The sequence below is a fragment of the Serratia sp. GW822-FHT06E05 genome, from assembly GCF_058799445.1.
The window spans coordinates 911,270-931,744 of record NZ_JBXALM010000001.1 but is presented as its reverse complement, the minus strand read 5'-3'; the positions used below and the strand labels follow the sequence as shown (position 1 = coordinate 931,744).

Genomic DNA, 20,475 nt, shown 5'->3' with positions numbered 1-20,475 from the left:
GATAAGGACGGGCTGATTATAGTATTTTTGCAGCCAGCGTTAATACTGCCGAGAAGGCAAAGTCGGGTATCGGGGGGAATCTTCGTGTGAAAACAGCCTGCTTTGCAGCAGGCTTCGGTTATACCGCCATCAACGAAGGTGACATAGCGCTGACGGGAACGCTCGGCGGATAAAAATAACGCAGCACGTTATACAGCGAATAGAATTCGAGCCGATTACGGGCGTTGATTTTCTCTGTGATGTGGCGTTTGTGCACATAAACGGTGTGCGAGCTGATTTGCAGCTTTTTTGCGATGCGGTAATTGGGCATTTCCGCCATCCAGTGTTTCATCACCGTCAGCTCCTGCGGGCTGAACAGAGAGTGTTCCACGCTGCAATCCATCAGTGAGACCGGCTTTTCCCGCATCATGCGAAGGGTGACGGGTAATGTGGCTTTGTTGAACAGGAAAGCGTGATCAGCGATGCGCATCGGTGTTTCGCTGTATGGGTACGGCGTGTCCAGATAAATAAACAACAGCGCGGATGGGGTGGCCTCGATAAAAGCCTGCAATTGAGCATCATCCTCACTGTAACGACAGTGTTTGGTAAGGTTGACCAGGATATGGCTTGGGCGGTAGTGATCCAGCAGCGGAGTTGCTTGTTCCAGGCTGTGGCAACATTTTACCTGGCTGAAAACATTGTCCGTAAAATAGTTATCGATACCGACCCGGGTGAAGCAGCATTCGTCCACGACAAGCAGTTTCATGGTGACGTCCTTGTTGAGCGAGAAATTACCAGGGGCATATCAGCTGTAAAATAGAACTTACACCACGGGGGATCAATTCGGAAATCCGGATACTTGCGCCAGAAATTTCCGTTGAAATATTATTCCCAATATATTTCAAATTGATACGCTAAATTCAGTGTGTAACTGCGGGGCATAACCGCCTCCGAACGTGTTGATGGGGGCGGTTATGTCAAAAGAGGAGGGTTATTTAAAGCGTTTGAGCGTAAAGGCAGAGATATCTATCGGTAAGGTTTTGTCCTCAGCAAACAGGGCGGCAATCTCGCCTAGCACGCTGGCAAATTTGAAGCCGTGGCCGCTCAGGCCGCTGATAACCATCAAGCGATCGCAGTCCGGCAGGGTATCAATAATGAAATCTTCATCCGGACTCATATCATAGCTGCATGCTTCACCGTGTAAACATACCCCTACACCCGGCAAGAATTGACGAAGGAAGTGGAAAACCTCGGTTCCGTCACTGGTGAAACTGCCAAAGGGCTTGCGCTGATCCGGCGTTTCCATCGGTTGCCCGCCATCGTGCTTGCCGATTTTCAGCCCGTCGTTATCGGCAGGGAAGCCGTAATAATGGCTGCCGTCTTGCGCTTCGACGGTGAACGCCGGGAAACGGTTGTTTATGCTGTAGCGGCCGTCGGCCTGATGCCAGGAAAATACTTTGCGCAGCGGCGAAATCGGCAATTGCGGCAGCAAAGCCTTGACCCAGGTACCGGTGGTGACCACGGCCTTACGGCCCTGAAAGCGACCTTCGGAGGTGACCACTTCGACACCGCCCTCGACAGGTTGCACCCCCGTGACCGGACAATTGAACAGCTGGCTGCAACCGGCTTCTTTGGCAAGCTTGATCAGGCTGGCAACCGCCTTTTCAGAACGCAGGAACCCGGCATCAGGTTCAAACACGCCGACGTAACCTTCCGGTGCATTGAATTCCGGCCAGCGTTGGTTAATCTGTTCTGCGCTCAGAAATTGTGTGTTAAGGCGGAATTTCTTCGCGCTGTTTTGCGCATTGTGGATGAATTCAGACGGCTCTGGACCCATATTCAGTACGCCGCAGTCCTGAAACAGTTCTTCGCCGGTTTGTTTTATCAACGCATTCCATAAGGCCTGGGCGCGGAGAATGAGCGGGACATATTTTTCGCCTTCGCCATAGGCATGGCGGATGATGCGGGTGTCACCGTGGTGGCTGCCGTTACGGTGTGGAGGCATGGCGCTGTCTATCATTAACACTTTCAAGCCGGCTCGAGTCGCATAGTAGCCTGCCGCCGCACCTACCGAACCGCTGCCCACAACAATTAAGTCATATTCCACGTGCCGTAACCTCTCTGTTATACGTTTCTTATTTCGTTATGATAAAAGGTTGAGCGCCGCAATGCACCCGTTGCACTGCCTGTCGGCAAAGAAAAAGGCGCCAGAGAAAATCGCTGGCGCCTTAGGTTTTTTGGTGCGGTGAATTAGTGTTTTCTACGATCAAGGTCCTGGTAATCCGTTGCTTCAATCTTGGCGATGCCGGCTTCTAAGATATTGATTAATTGACGTGCGACATCTGTGGTGAGCCAAAGCGTTCTGTCTACTTGGGCGTCTTCGGGCGTCTGGTCTACTGAAGACAGGTAATGAAGGCGTATCATCATGGCGTCATAAACGTCGACAGTACTGATATCCCAACCAACAAGCGGGTGCGTCTGAATTACTTCATCATTTCTGTCCATAAAGACCCCTTATTGAGTAGTAACTACCGTGAGTGACTAACGAGGATCAATGCGGCCCATCATCATGTGAGCCTTTACAGTATACGCATCTGGTTTCGCGGGTGGAGCTTTTCCCTGCTTATTTTGTAAAATAAATATTTATTTGAGTGATTATTCTGCAGCACGCCTTGAGAATACATACAGCATGGGGACGTCGCCGTCATTCAATAGCAGGAGGGGGCGGGGCGGCATGTAACCGTTTTTCCAGTTCTGCGGCCAGATGGGCAAAGTGATTCTGCGTTTCCGCATCACGATTTTGATTCTGCGACTCCAGCTTCAGGCTGTGAATCAATAGTTGATTGGCTTTGTCATCCAAACCAAAGGCCAGGTAGGAAAATGCCACTTCAAGTACGCTCAGCCGGCGTTTTTGATCGGCAATCAGCGCCAGCAGTTCGCCAAAGGTCATCGTTTCTTCGGTTTTAACCTTGTCCGGGGCCATGTCAAAGATCTCCTGTTAAAGCATTCAGTACAGACCAGATAAGGCTTTTCTTCCAGCAGAAATTTAACCGCGCGTTGCCGGGCTTCAAATACAAAAAAGCCGGAGAGCGACCCCCGGCAAAAAACTACCTTGCAGTATTATTCTGCGCTAAACCAATCGTCGGCACTTTCCCAGGTTTCCTGGAGAATTTCCTCGATCAGGTCTTTATCTGTTTTCAGGCCGCCCAGTACTGAGAGCCCGTTGGAACCGGCATAACGCACCTGAACCACGGCATCTGGAAATTGGCGGTTTACCCGTTTGCCCAGCTCGCCGGTCAGCGCTTCAATGGCGCCTGCCGGTAGCGGTTTGGTTTTATCTATAGTGACTTCAACACGCATAATTGCCCCCGAAGCGATTTACTGGATATTTATACAGTTAACCGCGCGTGGGGGCAATAGGCTACGTTAAAAAAAGAAGATTATGCTTTCACTGACCACTTCAGCGTCTCTCCGGCCAGGAAGGGCACCACCGTTTCGCTGCCCATGGCGATCTCTTCTGCTTGAGTGGTTGGCACGCGCTGTAGTTCGATGAAGTCGGCATTGACCGGCAGACCATAGAAGCTTGGCCCGTTCAGGGAACAGAAAGCTTCCAGGTGCTCTAATGCGCCCAGTTCTTCGAACACGCTGGCATAGGCCGGAATAGCGTTAGGCGCGTTGAATACGCCTGCACAACCGCAGCTCGATTCCTTACGGTGTTTGGCATGAGGGGCGGAGTCGGTACCGAGGAAGAAACGATCCGAACCGCTGGCAACGGCTTTGCGCAGCGCATCCTGGTGAATATTACGCTTGAGGATCGGCAGGCAGAACAGGTGCGGACGAATGCCACCCACCAGCATGTGGTTACGGTTAAACATCAGATGCTGCGGGGTGATAGTCGCGCCAAGGAATCGATTGCCTTCTTGCACGTACTGCGCCGCTTCTTTAGTAGTGATGTGCTCGAAGACTATTTTCAACTCTGGGAACTGGCGGCGAATCGGCTCCATAACCTGGTCAATAAAGCGAGCCTCGCGATCGAAAATATCGACGGCGGCATCGGTCACTTCACCGTGAATCAGCAGCGGCATGCCGATTTTTTGCATTTGCTCAAACAGCGGGTAGATGGCCTTCACATCGCTGACGCCATGGCTGGAGTTGGTCGTGGCATTGGCAGGGTAGAGCTTAGCCGCAGTGAAAACGCCTTGCTCAAACCCATTAACCAGTTCTGCCGCGGCCAGTGAATTGGTCAGGTAGCAGGTCATCAGCGGGGTAAAGTTGTGCCCCTGGGGGACGGCTGCCAGAATGCGATCGCGATACGCTCGGGCTGCTTCTACGGTAGTAATTGGCGGAGCCAGGTTGGGCATCACAATCGCCCGGCCAAATACCTGACTGGTATAGGGCAAAACCGTTTTCAGCATATCGTCGTCACGCAAATGGATATGCCAGTCGTCAGGGCGGCGGATTTTCAGGGCTTGAGGCTGTGCGGTCATGTTACAAGGCTCCGGCGGTTAGATTCGGGTCTAAGTAAAAGCGAATAATGGGGCTTATTCACGCCGGGGCATAAGGATAAGCGGAAAGTGCCTGCGATGCATCTGTTTGTTCACGGCAAGTTGAAATCAATTGGTTATCGGGTGCATAGTGACAAGGATTCTAATGATCCCCGAGTCAAAACTCTCGGGTTATCAACATTAATCACATTGGAATGGGAGAATAAAATGGAAGTGCGAGTTATTGCCACCCTGCAGGCTAAACCCGAGTTTGTTTCGGCCGTCAGCGATGCGGTGCATGAGATTATCGATCCAAGCCGTCAGGAGTTGGGCAACCTGCAATATGACCTGCACCGCGATCTCGAAAAGCCAGGCACCTTCGTGTTCTTTGAGCGTTGGGCAAGCGCGGAGGCGCTGGATAAACACAACGCCACCGAGCATTTTAAGCGGTTTGTTGCCAGCATTGACGGCAAGCTGGATTTGCTGGATATCAAACAATTGAAAAAAATTGCCTGAGTTTATTTCGGCAATAAAAAACCCGCCATCAGGCGGGTTTTTTTATCGAAGCAGATTACCTTATTCGTTAACCGGCTGCGGTTTGGTTGCCGGTGCGGTAGCTTGATTTACCGCCGCATGGCCACCGGCTGAGCCTTTACCCTCGAAGGCGAAGGAAGGACGCTGCCAATCGCTGTGTTGCTGCTGCTCAGGCACATAGTCCGGAGCAGGGGCCTTAGTCATTGGCGCCGTAGCGATATGCTTGTACAGCGTACCAGCCTGTACCGGTGCGGGTTGCTGTTGCACTGCCGGCGCTGGTTTTTCAACAACGGCCGGAGCTACAGTTTCCTGAACCGGGGCAGTTTCAACGACAGGTGCAGCAGGCTCGGTGACGGCTTGTGCCACGGTTGCCGTTTCTTCCACCACCAATACCGGTGTTGATTCTGCCACTGGGGTTTCTTCAACCTCAGGAGCAGTTTCAACCGCTGGTGCAGCCTCAACGGCTGGGGTTTCTTCGGCCACAACGGCTGCTTCAACCACTGCAGTTTCTTCAACTGCTGGTGTTTCAGCTGCTACCGGAGTGTCTTCAGCCTGAGCAGCGATGATTGGCTCGGCGGTTTCAACAACCGGTTGGGCTTCTTCAACAACTGTTTCAACCGTATCTGCCACAGCTTCCTGCTGGTTAACCGGGGCGATTTCCTGCTCTGCGACCGCGGCAACCACCGGAGCGGCCACGCTGACGGCTTCTGGTGCCATGACGTTGTCGGCAGCGATTTGGCTAGCTTCAGCCTGAACTTCAGCTTCATCAACCACTTGCGCAGCTTGTGTGACAGGGTAACTCACCCAGACCTTGCCTGACGCCATTTCTGGTGAGGCAAAAGCCCCCGCCAGTGGCATTGGCGACTGAGTTGGGTAACGCTCGTCACGGTAACGACGACGACGCTGACCGCTAACGCGCAGGTGGCGCGGTGAACGACGTGAGCGGCGTGGCATGCCGTTTTCGCCATTAGCGCGGTTGTCACCCTGTGCATCGTCTTCGGCCTGCGTTTCAACGGTTTCCGGCAGCAGTTTAACGCTGTCTTCGGCCTGAGCAGGTTTCGCGTCCTGAGCTTTCGCTACCGGCGTTTTAGGTGCCAGCAGCTCTTCCGCTGCGCGATGCAGCTCTTCTTCCGCGGACAGCACACGAACCTTCTGCGACAGAGGACGACGTTGACGACGCTGCATGTTCTGCATCTGACGTTCTTCGTGATCTTCATCGCTGGCGGTGTTGGCTGTGGCAGCTTCTGTGCTTTCCAGTGCGGCCACTTCTTGCTGAGCCTGACGCTTTTCTTCCTGACGACGGCGTTGGCGTTCGGCGCGCTGCTCACGGCGCTGTTGCTGCTCTTCGCGCTGTGCCTTGGCGGCTTCTTCAGACTGCGGCTCATCGGTAACCGTGGCAGTGGTTTGCTGCGCATTGCGACGGTTGCGGCGCTGCTCGTCACGCACTTCACGTGTTTCACGGCCTTCGCGGTTATCGCGCGGTTCGCGATTTTCACGCGGCTCACGATTATCACGATCGCGGTTATCACGGCCTTCACCGCGCTCTTTGCGTTCACCACGTTCTGGACGATCGCTACGTTCACCGCGCTCACCACGGTCTTTACGACCGGTACCCTGACGACGTTGACCACGACGATCCTGGCGGCGGTTTTCACCGTTGCTTTCGGTCTTAGGTGCTTCAACCACAGGTTTGGCTTCGACAACCGGCTGTTCTTCACCGGCAAACAGTGCTTTCAGACCACCAAACAGACGGCCCAACAGGCCAGGTTTGGCAGCGGCTGGTGCAGCTTGTTTGGTTGCTGTTGCCGCAGCGGCGGCCTGAGTAGCAACGACTTCTTCAGCCGGTGGTGGTGCATCGGCGGCCAGAGAGAACGAGGCCAGAGCTGGCTGTTCCGGGCGTTTGCGCTCCATCGGCGCATCTTCCACCGGCTGAGCCATCTCTTCTTCGTGCAGTTTCGGCAACAGGTAGCTCAGGGTTGGTGTTTCTTCACCCTTACGTACGCGCAGCACAGAGTAGTGTGGGGTTTGCATCTGATCGTTCGGCACGATGATCGCTTTCACGCCACCCTGACGTTTCTCGATCGCGCTCACCGATTCACGTTTTTCGTTCAGCAGGTAAGAAGCCACCTGAACTGGCACGATAGCGTGAACTTCTTTGGTGTTTTCTTTCAGCGCTTCTTCTTCGATCAAACGAAGAATGGAAAGCGCCAGAGATTCGTTATCACGGATGGTGCCGGTGCCGTTACAGCGCGGGCAAACGTGATGGCTGGATTCACCCAGTGACGGGCTGAGGCGCTGACGCGACATCTCAAGCAGACCGAAACGGGAAATGCGGCCGATTTGGATACGCGCACGGTCTTGACGCACGGCATCGCGCAGGCGGTTTTCAACTTCACGCTGGTGGCGAACCGGGGTCATATCGATAAAGTCGATAACGATCAGACCGCCGAGGTCACGCAGGCGCAACTGGCGAGCGATCTCGTCTGCCGCTTCCAGGTTGGTGTTGAACGCAGTTTCTTCGATATCGCCGCCGCGGGTTGCACGCGCGGAGTTGATGTCGATAGCGGTCAGCGCTTCGGTAGAGTCAATAACGATCGAACCGCCGGAAGGCAGTCGAACTTCACGCTGGAAAGCGGATTCGATTTGAGATTCGATTTGGTAGTGGCTGAACAGAGGGATTTCACCGCTGTACAGTTTGATTTTGCTGCTGAAATCCGGACGGCCCAGGGCAGCGATGTGCTCTTTGGCCAGATCGAGAACTTTTGGATTGTCAATCAGGATTTCGCCGATGTCCGGGCGCAGATAGTCGCGGAATGCACGTACGATGACGTTGCTTTCCTGATGGATCAGGAAGGGCGCAGCGCGGCCTTCAGCGGCTTTTTTAATCGCTTCCCAGTGCTTCAGGCGGAAAGAGAGATCCCACTGCAATGCATCGGCCGATTTGCCAACGCCTGCGGTACGAACAATCAGGCCCATGCCATCCGGGAGTTGCAGAGAAGAAAGCGCTTCTTTCAATTCAGTGCGGTCATCACCTTCGATGCGGCGTGAAATACCACCGGCACGTGGGTTGTTCGGCATCAGAACCAAATAACTGCCGGCCAGGCTGATGAAGGTGGTCAAGGCGGCGCCTTTGTTGCCACGTTCTTCTTTATCAACCTGAACGATCACTTCCTGGCCTTCGCGCAGCACATCTTTGATGTTCGGGCGACCATGGGAGGAGTAGTTACTTGGGAAGTATTCGCGAGCGATTTCTTTAAGAGGGAGGAAACCATGTCGTTCGGCGCCGTAATCTACGAACGCTGCTTCAAGACTTGGTTCTATACGAGTGATTTTGCCTTTGTAAATATTCGCTTTTTTCTGTTCATGACCCGGACTTTCAATATCCAAATCATACAGCCGCTGTCCATCTACGAGGGCAACACGCAACTCTTCCTGCTGAGTTGCGTTAATCAACATTCTTTTCATCTTAACTTACTCGTTATTTTTACATTATCGACAAAGCTGCGGGCAAAATAACCTCATGGCCGGATTAAAACCGAAAACCCCGTGTCTTCTCGCAAAGCCGTCAACCTCACGGTTGTCGCCTGCATAGGGGTGCATTATCTCGGTAAGCCTGTATTTCTTTGTGAAAAACAGCACTTTTACTAGGGGAATAGCCTCTGATTTACGTCGACAGATCTGATTCCATTTGCCGGCCAAGCTGCAACCCGCAGCCCGCTAATTGTTTGATTTCACATTACGTCTTACGCCATTGCTGCGTTTTTGCGCCATCAGACAAATTTTATAATTCCACCGTTTTCCCTGTTTAACGAGAATCAACGTGGAAAGTAAACGCATTATTCCACTGCTGATACTGTTATAGCAAGGTGACTTTTCCTTAACTGCGGAAGAAATCGCAAACGTTCAAACCGGCTTGCTGCCTTATTGTCCGTCAGGGTTTCTCCTGCAGTCAGAGAGACAGTTAAGCACAGAAAAAGAAGTGGCGCTATTTACGCGCTCTATTTAGAATCCCGCTCCATGAAAACGAACATTCCTGCAGTACAATTAATCACGATTTCTGACGACGAAGCCGGTCAGCGAATCGACAACTTTCTGCTTGCTCGCCTGAAAGGCGTGCCGAAGAGCATGATTTACCGCATCGTACGCAAAGGCGAGGTACGGGTTAATAAAGGACGCATCAAGGCTGAATACAAGCTGGCGGCTGGTGACGTGGTGCGAGTACCGCCGGTCCGCGTTGCCGAACGTGAAGATGCGCCGGTTTCCGCCAAGCTGGACAAAGTGGCGGCACTGGCCGATTGCATTTTGTATGAAGACGATCATTTGCTGCTGCTGAACAAGCCTTCGGGCACCGCGGTGCACGGTGGCAGCGGCCTGAGCTTTGGCGTGATTGAGGGCCTGCGCGCGTTGCGCCCGGAAGCCCGTTTCCTGGAGCTGGTGCACCGGCTGGATCGCGATACTTCCGGCGTGTTGCTGGTGGCGAAAAAACGTTCTGCACTGCGTTCGCTGCATGAGCAATTGCGGCTGAAAGGCATGCAGAAGGATTATCTGGCGCTGGTGCGCGGCCAATGGCAGTCGCATTGTAAAGCCGTACAGGCACCGTTGCTGAAAAACATTCTGCAAAGCGGCGAACGTATCGTGCGCGTCAATAGCGAAGGCAAACCGTCGGAAACCCGCTTCAAGGTAGAGGAACGTTTTGAGCATGCCACACTGGTCAAGGCGAGCCCGATTACCGGGCGCACCCACCAGATCCGCGTTCACACCTTGCACGCAGGGCACCCGATAGCCTTCGATGACCGCTATGGCGATCGCGAATTCGATCGCCAGTTGGCCGGTACCGGGCTCAAACGCCTGTTCTTGCATGCCGCGGCACTGCGGTTCGAACATCCGGGCACTGGCGAAACCATGCGTATCGAAGCGCCGATGGACCAGGAGTTGCGCCACTGCCTGCAGGTATTGCGCAAGCAGGCCAAAGGCCAGTAAGTAAAAGTATTTTATATCAGCGGGTTGATACCTTCAGCCCGCAGCATCTCCAGCAGGGCTATCAGCGGCAGACCGATCAACCCATTCGGATCTCGCCCCTCCAGTTTATCGAACAACGCAATACCCAGGCCTTCACTTTTAAAACTGCCCGCACAGTTGAGCGGCTGTTCAAGGCGCACATAAGCGCTGATTTCTGCGTCGCTCAGCGCACGGAAATACACATGGAAGGGCTCGCAAAGCGCCTGCAGGTGATGGCTGCGGCTGTTGTACAGCGCCAGACCGGTATAAAACGTCACCCTTTGGCCGCTGGCCTGGCGCAATTGGGCGCAGGCGTTCTCTTCGGTATGCGGTTTCCCGGTTATTTTACCGTCGATCACGCAGACCTGGTCGGAACCGATAATCAAATGGTCAGGATAGGCGATGGCCAATGCTTGGGCTTTCGCCGTCGCCAGCCGTAAGACCAGCGCTTCGGCAGTTTCCCCGGCCAGTGGGGTTTCATCGACCTGCGGCGCGTCACAGGTAAAAGGCAAATGCAGTTTTTCCAACAGCATCTTGCGGTAGGTCGAGGTGGAGGCGAGGAGTAGTCTCTGCATAATTTTTTTCGTAAACCATAGCGTAAATGGAGAGGTCATTTTAAACTGTCCGCCGCTGAGGAAGCGAATATTGGTGAAAGGTGCCGTTTTACGGCCTTTTTCTTTGACTCTAAGTCGTTACAAAGTTAATATGCGCGCCCTATGCAAAAGGTAAAATTACCCTTGACCATTGATGCGGTACGTACCGCTCAGAAACGCCTGGACTATGTTGGTTCCTATGCGCCTGAGCAGGTTACACGTGTTGCTGCCTCTGTGGTCAGTGTGGACAGTGATGTTGAGGTCTCGTTATCTTTCGATATTGATAACCAGCGCCTCGCGGTGATAACAGGGCATGCGGACGTCCAGGTAATGCTGATGTGCCAACGCTGCGGAGTCCCGTTCGAACACCATGTTCACACAACATATTGTTTTAGCCCGGTCGTCAATGATGAGCAGGCTGAGGCATTACCGGGGGCGTACGAGCCGATCGAAGTCGATGAGTTTGGCGAAGTTGATCTGCTGGCAATGATTGAAGACGAAATTATTCTTTCACTGCCTGTCGTCCCGGTACATGAATCTGAACACTGTGAAGTGTCCGAAGCGGACATGGTCTTTGGCAAACTGCCTCCAGAGGCGGAGAAACCAAACCCATTTGCCGTATTAGCCAGTTTAAAGCGTAAGTAATTAAGGAGTAAGGTCCATGGCCGTACAACAAAATAAACCAACCCGTTCCAAACGTGGCATGCGTCGTTCACACGATGCTCTGACCACCACCACTTTGTCTGTTGATGCGACTTCTGGTGAAACTCATCGTCGTCACCACATCACTGCCGACGGTTTCTACCGCGGTCGCAAGGTTATCGGCTAAGTAGCGGTACCTTGACTCGTCTAACCCTGGCGTTAGATGCAATGGGCGGGGACTTCGGTCCCTGCGTCACAGTGCCTGCTTCATTGCAGGCACTGGCCTCTAATTTACAGCTTCATCTTCTGCTGGTCGGCAATCCCGACACCCTCTCTCCTTTACTTGCCAAAGCCGATCCGGTTCTTCTGGAACGTTTGCAAGTCGTGCCCGCTGAATCTGTGATTGCCGGCGACGCCAAACCCTCACAAGCGATTCGTGCCAGCCGTGGCACTTCCATGCGCATTGCGCTGGAACTGACCAAAAACGGTGATGCACAGGGCTGTGTCAGCGCGGGTAATACCGGTGCGCTGATGGGGTTGGCGAAGATGCTGATTAAGCCGTTGGACGGTATTGAACGTCCGGCGCTGATGACGGTGATCCCGAATCAGCTGGGCGGTAAAACCGTGGTGCTGGATCTGGGCGCCAACGTCGAATGCGACAGCACCATGCTGGTGCAGTTTGCGGTGATGGGCGCGGTGATGGCCGAAGAGGTGGTGGGGATTGCGCAACCACGCGTGGCGCTGCTGAATATTGGTGAAGAAGAAACCAAAGGCCTGGATAATATCCGCGAAGCGGCCGCCGTGCTAAAAAATACTCCGGCAATCAACTATATTGGTTACCTGGAAGGCAACGATCTTCTCACCGGGAAAACCGATGTGATGGTCTGCGACGGCTTTGTGGGTAACGTCACCCTGAAAACCATGGAAGGGGTGGTAAGAGTATTTTTATCGCTGCTGAAATCATCCGGAGACGGTGGCAAGCAGGCGTGGTGGTTAAAATTGTTGGGCCGTTGGTTGCAAAAACGGGTGGTAAAGCGGTTCGGCCACCTGAACCCCGACCAGTATAATGGCGCATGTCTGTTAGGATTGCGCAGCACCGTAATCAAGAGCCACGGCGCTGCGAACCCGCACGCGTTTGCAGTTGCAATCGAACAGGCTGTGCAGGCGGTGCAGCGGCAAGTCCCTGACAGGATTGCTGCGCGCCTTGAAGCTGTATTACCTAAGAGTGACTGATCGTACATGTATACAAAGATTCTCGGTACGGGGAGTTATTTACCCGTACAAGTGCGCACCAACGCTGACCTTGAAAAAATGGTGGATACCTCTGACGAGTGGATCGTCACTCGCACCGGTATCCGTGAACGCCGCATTGCCGCCGCTGATGAAACCGTGGCGACGATGGGCTTCCATGCTGCTGAAAAAGCGCTGGAAATGGCAGGTGTGGCTAAAGAAGATATCGGGCTGATCGTTGTGGCGACCACCACTTCGAGCCACGCATTCCCAAGTTCTGCCTGCCAGGTGCAGCAGATGCTCGGGATTAAAGATTGTGCGGCTTTCGATCTGGCTGCAGCCTGCGCCGGTTTCACCTACGCGTTGAGCGTTGCCGATCAGTACGTCAAGAACGGTGCGGTGAAGCGTGCACTGGTGATTGGTGCAGACGTGCTTTCTCGCACGCTGGATCCTGACGATCGCGGTACCATCATCCTGTTTGGTGATGGCGCTGGCGCGGTGGTGCTGGGCGCTTCTGAAGAGCCGGGCATTCTGTCGACTCACCTGCATGCGGACGGCACCTACGGCGGCCTGCTGACGTTGCCATTCAAGGATCGTCAGGATCAGGAAAAGCCGGCCTATGTCACCATGGCAGGCAATGAAGTCTTCAAGGTTGCGGTTACCGAACTGGCTCACATCGTTGACGAAACGCTGCAGGCCAATGATCTGGACCGCAGCCAGCTGGATTGGCTGGTGCCGCACCAGGCCAACCTGCGCATTATCAGCGCAACGGCAAAAAAACTGGGTATGGGGATGGATAAAGTGGTGGTGACGCTTGATCGTCACGGTAACACCTCTGCCGCCTCGGTCCCCGCAGCGCTCGATGAAGCGGTGCGCGATGGGCGGATCCAGCGCGGCCAACTGGTGCTGCTGGAAGCCTTCGGCGGCGGCTTTACCTGGGGCTCGGCGCTGGTTCGTTTCTGATTAACAGGAAGAAAAAATGACGCAATTTGCTTTTGTTTTCCCAGGCCAGGGCTCACAGTCCCTGGGCATGCTGGCCGATTTGGCCGCTCAATATCCGATCGTTGAAGCGACTTTCAGCGAAGCCTCTTCCGTTCTGGGTTACGACCTGTGGCAACTGGTGCAGCAAGGGCCGGCGGAAGAACTGAACAAAACCTGGCAAACGCAGCCGGCATTGCTGGCCGCCTCAGTGGCGATTTTCCGCGTTTGGCAGCAGCAGGGCGGCAAAATGCCAGCCATCATGGCCGGCCACAGCCTGGGTGAATACTCGGCGCTGGTTTGTGCGGGCGTGCTGGATTTCCAGGCGGCAATCCGCCTGGTTGAGCTGCGCGGCAAACTGATGCAGGAAGCGGTGCCGGAAGGCACTGGCGCGATGTCCGCCATCATTGGTCTGGACAACGCGGCTATCGCCAAGGCTTGTGAAGAGTCTGCCCAAGGGCAGGTTGTTTCCCCGGTGAACTTCAATTCCCCGGGCCAGGTGGTGATCGCCGGCAATAAAGAAGCGGTTGAACGTGCAGGCGCAGCCTGTAAAGCGGCTGGCGCCAAGCGTGCGCTGCCGTTACCGGTGAGCGTGCCTTCGCACTGTGCACTGATGAAGCCGGCTGCAGACAAACTGGCCGTGGCGTTGCAGGACATCACCTTTAGCGCACCGCAGGTGCCGGTGGTAAATAACGTCGACGTGCGTGCTGAAAGCGATCCAGAAGCGATCCGCAGCGCCCTGGTGCGTCAGTTGTACAGCCCGGTACGTTGGACCGAGAGCGTTGAGTTTATGGCAGCACAGGGCGTTACGTCGCTGCTAGAGGTTGGTCCGGGCAAGGTTCTGACCGGTCTGACTAAACGTATTGTTGATACCCTGACGGCGGCGGCGGTGAATGACGCTGCCAGCCTGACAGCGGCGCTTGAACAATAAAGAGGAAAACAATGAGCTTCGAAGGTAAAGTTGTTCTGGTCACCGGCGCAAGCCGGGGTATTGGCCGGGCTATTGCAGAAACGTTTGTGGCACGCGGCGCTAAAGTGATCGGCACCGCCACCAGTGAAAGCGGCGCTGAGGCTATCAGCAGCTACCTGGGCGCGAACGGCAAAGGGTTTGCATTGAATGTGGTCGATGCTCAATCTATCGACAGCGTTCTGGCATCTATTCGTGCTGAATTTGGCGAAATCGACATTTTAGTGAATAATGCCGGCATTACGCGTGATAACCTCCTGATGCGTATGAAGGACGACGAGTGGCAGGATATCCTGAACACCAATCTGACTTCCGTATTCCGTCTGTCAAAAGCGGTAATGCGAGCTATGATGAAAAAGCGGTTTGGCCGGATCATCACCATCGGTTCCGTTGTCGGTACCATGGGGAACGCAGGGCAGGCTAATTACGCGGCGGCTAAAGCCGGTCTGATTGGCTTTAGTAAGTCTTTGGCACGTGAAGTTGCTTCGCGTGGCATTACGGTCAACGTCGTGGCACCTGGCTTTATTGAGACGGACATGACACGGGCGTTGACAGATGATCAACGCGCAGGCATTTTGTCATCAGTTCCAGCCAATCGGCTGGGGGATGCTAAAGAAATCGCCAGCGCTGTTGCATTTTTAGCCTCTGATGAGGCTGGCTACATCACCGGTGAAACGTTACATGTCAATGGCGGCATGTACATGATTTAAAAAATGCGAAAACTATTTGCGTTATTTGGGGTAAAAACCGCAAAATAGCGTAAAATCGTGGTTTGACCAGCCGGGATTTAGTTGCATCTTTTTCAACATTTTATACACTACGAAAACCATCGCGAAAGCGAGTTTTGATAGGAAATTTAAGAGTATGAGCACTATCGAAGAACGCGTTAAGAAAATCATTGTTGAGCAGTTGGGTGTTAAACAGGAAGAAGTTTTAAATAACGCTTCTTTCGTTGAAGATCTGGGTGCTGATTCTCTTGACACCGTTGAGCTGGTAATGGCTCTGGAAGAAGAGTTCGACACCGAGATTCCAGACGAAGAAGCTGAGAAAATCACTACTGTTCAGGCAGCTATTGATTTCATCAACGCCAGCCAGCAGTAAGAGAACATATCTAGGCGGTCACTCGACCGCCTAAGTTTTTTCTATCCCTAGTGTCATATTTTTCCCTCCTTGGAGGACAAACGTGTCTAAGCGTCGAGTAGTTGTGACCGGACTGGGCATGTTGTCTCCTGTCGGCAATACGGTAGAGTCCACATGGAACGCTCTTCTTGCCGGTCAGAGTGGCATCAGCCTGATCGACCATTTCGATACCTCTGCCTATGCGACCAAGTTTGCAGGCCTGGTAAAGAATTTTAATTCAGAAGATTTCATCTCCCGCAAAGATGCGCGCAAGATGGATGCCTTCATCCAGTACGGTATCGCAGCCGGCATGCAAGCCATGCAGGACGCACAACTGGATATCACCGAGGCTAACGCCAGCCGCATTGGTGCCGCTATCGGCTCCGGTATTGGCGGCCTGGGTTTGATTGAAGAGAACCACAGTTCACTGGTTAACGGTGGCCCACGGAAAATCAGTCCGTTCTTTGTGCCGTCAACCATTGTAAACATGATTGCAGGCCACCTGACTATCATGTACGGCATGCGTGGCCCGAGCATTTCGATCGCCACCGCCTGTACCTCAGGTGTGCACAACATCGGCCACGCCGCGCGTATCATTGCTTATAATGATGCTGACGTCATGCTGGCCGGTGGGGCAGAAAAAGCCAGTACCCCGTTGGGCGTCGGCGGCTTTGGCGCAGCACGCGCGTTGTCGACCCGCAACGAAGATCCGCAGGCAGCCAGCCGCCCTTGGGACAAGGACCGTGACGGTTTTGTTCTGGGTGACGGTGCCGGCATGATGGTGCTGGAAGAGTACGAGCACGCCAAAAAACGCGGCGCCAAGATTTATGCTGAAGTTGTCGGCTTTGGGATGAGCAGCGATGCTTATCACATGACGTCTCCACCGGAAAACGGTGCGGGCGCTGCGCTGGCGATGGAAAATGCGTTGCTAGATGCCGGTGTGACCACGTCACAAATCGGCTATATCAATGCGCACGGCACCTCAACGCCGGCCGGCGACAAAGCCGAAACGCAGGCGGTGAAGTCGGTATTTGGCAGCGATGCGCAGCGCGTGATGGTCAGCTCGACCAAATCGATGACCGGCCACCTGTTAGGTGCGGCGGGTGCAATTGAGTCGATCTTCACCGTACTGGCATTGCGTGACCAGGCCGTTCCGCCAACCATCAACCTGGATAACCCGGATGAAGGTTGCGATCTGGACTTCGTTCCGCACGAAGCACGCCAGGTAAGCGATATGCAGTACACGCTGTGTAACTCCTTCGGTTTCGGCGGCACCAACGGTTCTCTGATCTTCCGCAGAGTGTAATAACCTCTGCTGGCGGACGGTAAAAAGCCCGGTTTTTTAAACCGGGCTTTTTTTATGGCGCTGACCCGCCGGGGCCCGGCTAGGCGATGCTTTTGTCGAACGGCCAACTGCTGCTAATGGCGTCGGCGCCTGTTATTCTGTAGTGGAAACCAAAGCGGTCAGGGGAAGTCTATGTACTGGATAAACGGGCAGCAACACGATGCGCTGGCGCCAAGCGATCGCGGCTTGCAGTTTGGCGACGGCTGTTTCACTACCGCACGAGTGGTTGAGGGCAAGATTGATCTGCTGCCCTGGCATATCGAACGTCTGCAGCAGTCGGCACAGCGGCTGATGCTGCCTGCCTGTGACTGGGATGCGTTGGAATATGAAATGATGCGCGCGGCAGAATCTATCCCGCAGGGCGTGGTCAAAGCGATACTGACGCGCGGCAGCGGTGGGCGAGGTTACAGTCCAAAAGGATGTGAGCATCCCACGCGGATTGTTTCTCGCAGCGCCTACCCGATGCACTATTTGCAATGGCGCGAGCAGGGCATCAGCCTGGCGCTTAGCCCGGTAACGCTGGCTCGTCATCCGCTGCTGGCGGGGTTGAAACACCTGAATCGTTTGGAGCAGGTGCTGATCCGCGCGCATCTTGACCAGACGGCCGCCGACGAGGCGCTGGTGCTTGACACTGCCGGTATGCTGGTGGAATGCTGTGCGGCTAATTTGTTCTGGCGAAAGGGAAAAGCGGTCTTCACGCCGGATCTGAGCCAGGCGGGCGTGGCAGGACTGATGCGTCGCCGGGTGATTGAGCTGCTCGCGGGCAGCCAGTACTCATTACATTACGTCAGTGAGCCACTGGAGACGCTGGCCGACGCCGAAGAAGTGCTGGTGAGCAATGCGCTAATGCCATTGCTGCCGGTGAACATCGCGCAATCCTGGCATTACTCTTCGCGCCAACTCTATGATTTTTTGCGCCCACACTGTTAACGATGGCTGATTGATGAAGAAAAGAAAGCTGAAGTTCGTTTCTATTATTGTTGTTCTGGTATTGGGCCTGCTGTTGTGGGGATATCAGAAGGTTGAACGCTTCGCGGATACGCCTCTGGCGATCCAGCAGGAAGCCATTTTTAAACTGCCGGCGGGTACCGGGCGGGTAGCGCTGGAAGGGCTGCTGGTTCGTGACAAGCTGATCCGCAACGGCATGTGGTTCCCGTGGCTGTTGCGTGTGGAGCCGCAACTGGCGGAGTTTAAGGCCGGTACCTATCGCTTTACGCCTGGCATGACGGTGCGCGAGATGCTCAAACTGCTGGCCAGCGGCAAAGAAGCCCAGTTCAGCGCGCGCTTTATCGAAGGCTCTCGCCTGCGTGACTGGCTGGCGGTGCTGCAACAGTCCAAATACCTCAAACATACGCTGGCGGGCAAAAGCGAAACGGAAATTGCCGTGGCGTTGGGTTTGCCGGAGGGGACTAATCCTGAAGGACGCCTGTACCCCGATACCTACCTGTACACGGCGGGCATGAGCGACATTGCGTTGTTAAAGCGAGCTCATTTGCGAATGACCAAGGCGCTGGAAGATGCCTGGCAAGGTCGCGACACCAGCCTGCCGTACAAAACGCCCGAAGAGTTGCTGACCATGGCCTCGATCATTGAGAAAGAGACCGCCGTGCCGGAAGAGCGCACCAAGGTGGCTTCCGTCTTTATTAACCGCCTGCGCATTGGCATGCGTTTGCAGACCGACCCAACGGTGATTTACGGCATGGGCGATAGCTATAATGGCGATATCACCCGCAAAGATTTGGAAACGCCGACGGCGTACAACACCTATGTGATCAACGGCCTGCCGCCAACGCCGATTGCCATGCCTGGCAAGGCTTCGCTGGCCGCCGCCGCCAATCCGGCGAAAACCCCTTATCTTTACTTTGTTGCCGACGGCAAAGGCGGGCATCAATTTACCACTAACCTGGCCAGCCATAATCAGGCGGTGCGCGCCTATCGCCAGGCGTTGAAGGAAAAGAATGAAAAGTAAATTTGTGGTTATCGAAGGGCTCGAGGGCGCGGGCAAAACTACCGCTCGCGATACCGTGGTTGACGTACTGCGCCAGCACGGCATCAACGATATTGTCTTTACCCGTGAACCTGGTGGTACGCCGTTGGCAGAAAAGCTGCGCGACCTGTTCAAGCGCGGCGTGGACGGTGAGCTGCCGACCATCAAAGCCGAGGTGCTGATGCTGTACGCAGCCCGCGTGCAATTGGTGGAAACGGTGATCAAACCGGCGTTGGCGCGTGGTGCCTGGGTGGTTGGCGATCGTCACGATTTGTCTTCTCAGGCCTATCAGGGGGGCGGTCGCGGTGTCGATCAGCAACTGATGGCCTCGCTGCGTGACACCGTGCTGGGCGATTTTCACCCGGACCTGACGCTGTATCTGGATTTGCCGCCGTTAGTGGGGTTGCAACGTGCCCGCGCACGCGGCGAATTGGATCGCATCGAACAAGAGGCGCTGCCGTTCTTTGAACGCACCCGCGCGCGCTATCTGGAACTGGCGGCGCAGGACGAGTCCATTGTCACCGTTGACGCGGCCCAATCGCTGGAGCAGGTGACGGCAGCGATTCGTCACAGCGTCAGCCAATGGCTGCAGCAGGAAGGCGCGTAATGAACTGGTACCCGTGGCTGAATACCCCTTACCGGCAGTTGGTCGGGCAATATGCTGCCGATCGCGGTCATCATGCCTTGCTGCTGCACGCGGCGGCGGGCAATGGCGAAGAAGCGCTGGCCTACGGGCTGAGCCGTTGGCTGATTTGCCAGCGCTGTAACGGAGAGAAAAGCTGCGGTGAATGCCATAGCTGCCGGTTAATGCTGGCGGGCAATCACCCGGATTATCATGTGCTGACGCCGGAAAAGGGCAAAAGCAGTCTGGGCGTGGAGCCCATTCGTCAGGTGATTGAGATCCTTTACTCCCATGCCCAGCAGGGCGGAGCCAAGGTGATCTGGTTGCCGCAGGCGGAGCTGCTGACCGAGGCGGCCGCCAATGCGTTGTTGAAAACATTGGAAGAGCCGCCGGAAAAAACCTATTTCCTGCTGAGTTGCCGTGAGCCTTCCCGCCTGTTGGCGACGTTGCGCAGCCGCTGTTTGTACTGGCACCTCGCCAGCCCGGACGAACAGCTCAGCCTGCAGTGGTTAAACCGACAGACGTCGGGTAATCAGGTCGATCTGCTGACCGCATTGCGTCTGCATGATGGCGCTCCTCTGGCCGCCGAGCAGTTGTTGCAGCCGGAACGTTGGCAGCAGCGTAGCGCGCTGTGTGCCGCCCTGAGCGCTGCTTTGCCGCAGCATGACATGCTGTCCTTGCTGCCGGTGTTGAATCACGAAGACGTCGCCGAGCGGCTACACTGGTTATGCGCATTGCTGGTCGACGCGATGAAATGGCAGCAGGGGGCGGCGAGTTTTGCCCTCAACCAGGATCAGCAACCCTTGGTGCACCAACTGGCCAGCCGTTTGAGCAGCAACTCGCTGCAGCAAGTGGTGCAACAATGGCTTAATTGCCGCCACCAGTTGCTCGGCGTGGTCGGCGTTAACCGTGAACTGCTGCTGACAGAACAGTTACTTGGCTGGGAGCAGATGCTCGGCGCTACCGGCTATTCTCACCCTCATTCGCTGTAAAAGAG

At 54.8% G+C, this 20,475-nt stretch carries 22 protein-coding genes; 14 read left to right on the top strand and 8 right to left on the bottom strand.

The genetic code is table 11. The features are described from left to right. Nucleotides 1–118 precede the first annotated feature (118 nt). From AC1RKC_RS04425 to pyrC, 6 genes are all read right to left on the bottom strand, one after another. Nucleotides 119–745 carry a LuxR C-terminal-related transcriptional regulator gene (locus AC1RKC_RS04425; RefSeq protein WP_020826324.1) on the bottom strand — a complete coding sequence of 209 codons (627 nt, stop codon included), beginning with the start codon at nucleotides 743–745 and terminating at the stop codon, nucleotides 119–121. A gap of 225 nt (nucleotides 746–970) precedes the next feature. Next, entirely contained in the window at nucleotides 971–2,086 is a 1,116-nt protein-coding gene (solA, locus tag AC1RKC_RS04420; RefSeq protein ID WP_020826325.1) for an N-methyl-L-tryptophan oxidase, read from the bottom strand. Between the two features lie 143 nt (nucleotides 2,087–2,229). After that, nucleotides 2,230–2,484, bottom strand: a complete 255-nt coding sequence (bssS, locus tag AC1RKC_RS04415; protein ID WP_493092013.1) for a biofilm formation regulator BssS — start codon at nucleotides 2,482–2,484, stop codon at nucleotides 2,230–2,232. Between the two features lie 199 nt (nucleotides 2,485–2,683). Next, nucleotides 2,684–2,962, bottom strand: coding sequence for a hypothetical protein (locus tag AC1RKC_RS04410; RefSeq protein ID WP_046373917.1), 279 nt, complete (start codon nucleotides 2,960–2,962; stop codon nucleotides 2,684–2,686). A 137-nt stretch (nucleotides 2,963–3,099) separates the two neighbouring features. Then, nucleotides 3,100–3,339, bottom strand: coding sequence for a DNA damage-inducible protein I (gene dinI / locus AC1RKC_RS04405; protein WP_020826328.1), 240 nt, complete (start codon nucleotides 3,337–3,339; stop codon nucleotides 3,100–3,102). An 80-nt stretch (nucleotides 3,340–3,419) separates the two neighbouring features. Further along, the gene (gene pyrC / locus AC1RKC_RS04400; protein WP_020826329.1) at nucleotides 3,420–4,466 is read right to left on the bottom strand and encodes a dihydroorotase; all 1,047 of its coding nucleotides are present in this window, start codon (nucleotides 4,464–4,466) and stop codon (nucleotides 3,420–3,422) included. Nucleotides 4,467–4,691: 225 nt separating this feature from the next. On the opposite strand from pyrC, the gene AC1RKC_RS04395 reads away from it, so the two are divergent. Beyond that, nucleotides 4,692–4,979, top strand: a complete 288-nt coding sequence (locus tag AC1RKC_RS04395) for a putative quinol monooxygenase (protein ID WP_493092015.1) — start codon at nucleotides 4,692–4,694, stop codon at nucleotides 4,977–4,979. 60 nt (nucleotides 4,980–5,039) lie between these two features. On the opposite strand, the gene rne is transcribed toward AC1RKC_RS04395, so the two are convergent. After that, a complete protein-coding gene (rne, locus tag AC1RKC_RS04390) occupies nucleotides 5,040–8,462 on the bottom strand; it encodes a ribonuclease E (RefSeq protein WP_493092016.1) in 3,423 nt (1,140 codons plus the stop codon). Between the two features lie 552 nt (nucleotides 8,463–9,014). On the opposite strand from rne, the gene rluC reads away from it, so the two are divergent. Beyond that, entirely contained in the window at nucleotides 9,015–9,977 is a 963-nt protein-coding gene (gene rluC / locus AC1RKC_RS04385; RefSeq protein WP_020826332.1) for a 23S rRNA pseudouridine(955/2504/2580) synthase RluC, read from the top strand. 11 nt (nucleotides 9,978–9,988) lie between these two features. Here the strand turns inward: rluC and AC1RKC_RS04380 are convergent, their stop codons facing one another. Then, nucleotides 9,989–10,570 carry a Maf family protein gene (locus tag AC1RKC_RS04380; protein WP_493092017.1) on the bottom strand — a complete coding sequence of 194 codons (582 nt, stop codon included), beginning with the start codon at nucleotides 10,568–10,570 and terminating at the stop codon, nucleotides 9,989–9,991. Nucleotides 10,571–10,711: 141 nt separating this feature from the next. Between AC1RKC_RS04380 and yceD the strand changes: the two genes are divergently transcribed. From yceD to holB, 12 genes are all read left to right on the top strand, one after another. Continuing rightward, a complete protein-coding gene (gene yceD, locus AC1RKC_RS04375) occupies nucleotides 10,712–11,233 on the top strand; it encodes a 23S rRNA accumulation protein YceD (RefSeq protein WP_020826334.1) in 522 nt (173 codons plus the stop codon). A gap of 16 nt (nucleotides 11,234–11,249) precedes the next feature. Beyond that, nucleotides 11,250–11,417: a 50S ribosomal protein L32 gene (rpmF, locus tag AC1RKC_RS04370; protein ID WP_004943042.1), complete on the top strand. Its 168-nt coding sequence runs from the start codon at nucleotides 11,250–11,252 to the stop codon at nucleotides 11,415–11,417. A gap of 11 nt (nucleotides 11,418–11,428) precedes the next feature. Beyond that, the gene (plsX, locus tag AC1RKC_RS04365; protein ID WP_071827011.1) at nucleotides 11,429–12,463 is read left to right on the top strand and encodes a phosphate acyltransferase PlsX; all 1,035 of its coding nucleotides are present in this window, start codon (nucleotides 11,429–11,431) and stop codon (nucleotides 12,461–12,463) included. 6 nt (nucleotides 12,464–12,469) lie between these two features. Next, entirely contained in the window at nucleotides 12,470–13,423 is a 954-nt protein-coding gene (locus tag AC1RKC_RS04360; RefSeq protein WP_041414443.1) for a beta-ketoacyl-ACP synthase III, read from the top strand. A 16-nt stretch (nucleotides 13,424–13,439) separates the two neighbouring features. Continuing rightward, nucleotides 13,440–14,369 (top strand): ACP S-malonyltransferase, encoded by a 930-nt coding sequence (gene fabD, locus AC1RKC_RS04355; protein ID WP_020826337.1) that lies wholly within the window; start codon nucleotides 13,440–13,442, stop codon nucleotides 14,367–14,369. 11 nt (nucleotides 14,370–14,380) lie between these two features. Then, entirely contained in the window at nucleotides 14,381–15,115 is a 735-nt protein-coding gene (fabG, locus tag AC1RKC_RS04350; RefSeq protein ID WP_020826338.1) for a 3-oxoacyl-ACP reductase FabG, read from the top strand. A 154-nt stretch (nucleotides 15,116–15,269) separates the two neighbouring features. Continuing rightward, complete coding sequence (gene acpP / locus AC1RKC_RS04345) at nucleotides 15,270–15,506, top strand: acyl carrier protein (protein WP_004719003.1); 237 nt, start codon at nucleotides 15,270–15,272, stop codon at nucleotides 15,504–15,506. An 82-nt stretch (nucleotides 15,507–15,588) separates the two neighbouring features. Continuing rightward, the gene (gene fabF / locus AC1RKC_RS04340) at nucleotides 15,589–16,830 is read left to right on the top strand and encodes a beta-ketoacyl-ACP synthase II (protein ID WP_115059148.1); all 1,242 of its coding nucleotides are present in this window, start codon (nucleotides 15,589–15,591) and stop codon (nucleotides 16,828–16,830) included. A gap of 171 nt (nucleotides 16,831–17,001) precedes the next feature. Continuing rightward, entirely contained in the window at nucleotides 17,002–17,799 is a 798-nt protein-coding gene (gene pabC / locus AC1RKC_RS04335; RefSeq protein WP_420284359.1) for an aminodeoxychorismate lyase, read from the top strand. Between the two features lie 13 nt (nucleotides 17,800–17,812). Then, complete coding sequence (gene mltG / locus AC1RKC_RS04330) at nucleotides 17,813–18,838, top strand: endolytic transglycosylase MltG (RefSeq protein ID WP_020826341.1); 1,026 nt, start codon at nucleotides 17,813–17,815, stop codon at nucleotides 18,836–18,838. Beyond that, nucleotides 18,828–19,463 (top strand): dTMP kinase, encoded by a 636-nt coding sequence (gene tmk / locus AC1RKC_RS04325; protein WP_020826342.1) that lies wholly within the window; start codon nucleotides 18,828–18,830, stop codon nucleotides 19,461–19,463. The genes mltG and tmk overlap by 11 nt, the downstream gene beginning before the upstream one ends. Then, nucleotides 19,463–20,470, top strand: a complete 1,008-nt coding sequence (gene holB / locus AC1RKC_RS04320) for a DNA polymerase III subunit delta' (protein WP_493092019.1) — start codon at nucleotides 19,463–19,465, stop codon at nucleotides 20,468–20,470. Before tmk ends, holB begins: the two co-directional genes overlap by 1 nt. Nucleotides 20,471–20,475: the final 5 nt, after the last annotated feature.

Excerpts from the sequence above, each read along its gene's own strand:
- AC1RKC_RS04425 (WP_020826324.1), bottom strand. The coding sequence starts at position 745 with ATGAAACTGCTTGTCGTGGACGAATGCTGCTTCACCCGGGTCGGTATC.
- bssS (WP_493092013.1), bottom strand. The coding sequence starts at position 2,484 with ATGGACAGAAATGATGAAGTAATTCAGACGCACCCGCTTGTTGGTTGG.
- AC1RKC_RS04410 (WP_046373917.1), bottom strand. The coding sequence starts at position 2,962 with ATGGCCCCGGACAAGGTTAAAACCGAAGAAACGATGACCTTTGGCGAA.
- dinI (WP_020826328.1), bottom strand. The coding sequence starts at position 3,339 with ATGCGTGTTGAAGTCACTATAGATAAAACCAAACCGCTACCGGCAGGC.
- pyrC (WP_020826329.1), bottom strand. The coding sequence starts at position 4,466 with ATGACCGCACAGCCTCAAGCCCTGAAAATCCGCCGCCCTGACGACTGG.
- AC1RKC_RS04395 (WP_493092015.1), top strand. The coding sequence starts at position 4,692 with ATGGAAGTGCGAGTTATTGCCACCCTGCAGGCTAAACCCGAGTTTGTT.
- rne (WP_493092016.1), bottom strand. The coding sequence starts at position 8,462 with ATGAAAAGAATGTTGATTAACGCAACTCAGCAGGAAGAGTTGCGTGTT.
- rluC (WP_020826332.1), top strand. The coding sequence starts at position 9,015 with ATGAAAACGAACATTCCTGCAGTACAATTAATCACGATTTCTGACGAC.
- AC1RKC_RS04380 (WP_493092017.1), bottom strand. The coding sequence starts at position 10,570 with ATGCAGAGACTACTCCTCGCCTCCACCTCGACCTACCGCAAGATGCTG.
- yceD (WP_020826334.1), top strand. The coding sequence starts at position 10,712 with ATGCAAAAGGTAAAATTACCCTTGACCATTGATGCGGTACGTACCGCT.
- rpmF (WP_004943042.1), top strand. The coding sequence starts at position 11,250 with ATGGCCGTACAACAAAATAAACCAACCCGTTCCAAACGTGGCATGCGT.
- AC1RKC_RS04360 (WP_041414443.1), top strand. The coding sequence starts at position 12,470 with ATGTATACAAAGATTCTCGGTACGGGGAGTTATTTACCCGTACAAGTG.
- fabD (WP_020826337.1), top strand. The coding sequence starts at position 13,440 with ATGACGCAATTTGCTTTTGTTTTCCCAGGCCAGGGCTCACAGTCCCTG.
- fabG (WP_020826338.1), top strand. The coding sequence starts at position 14,381 with ATGAGCTTCGAAGGTAAAGTTGTTCTGGTCACCGGCGCAAGCCGGGGT.
- acpP (WP_004719003.1), top strand. The coding sequence starts at position 15,270 with ATGAGCACTATCGAAGAACGCGTTAAGAAAATCATTGTTGAGCAGTTG.
- pabC (WP_420284359.1), top strand. The coding sequence starts at position 17,002 with ATGTACTGGATAAACGGGCAGCAACACGATGCGCTGGCGCCAAGCGAT.
- mltG (WP_020826341.1), top strand. The coding sequence starts at position 17,813 with ATGAAGAAAAGAAAGCTGAAGTTCGTTTCTATTATTGTTGTTCTGGTA.
- tmk (WP_020826342.1), top strand. The coding sequence starts at position 18,828 with ATGAAAAGTAAATTTGTGGTTATCGAAGGGCTCGAGGGCGCGGGCAAA.
- holB (WP_493092019.1), top strand. The coding sequence starts at position 19,463 with ATGAACTGGTACCCGTGGCTGAATACCCCTTACCGGCAGTTGGTCGGG.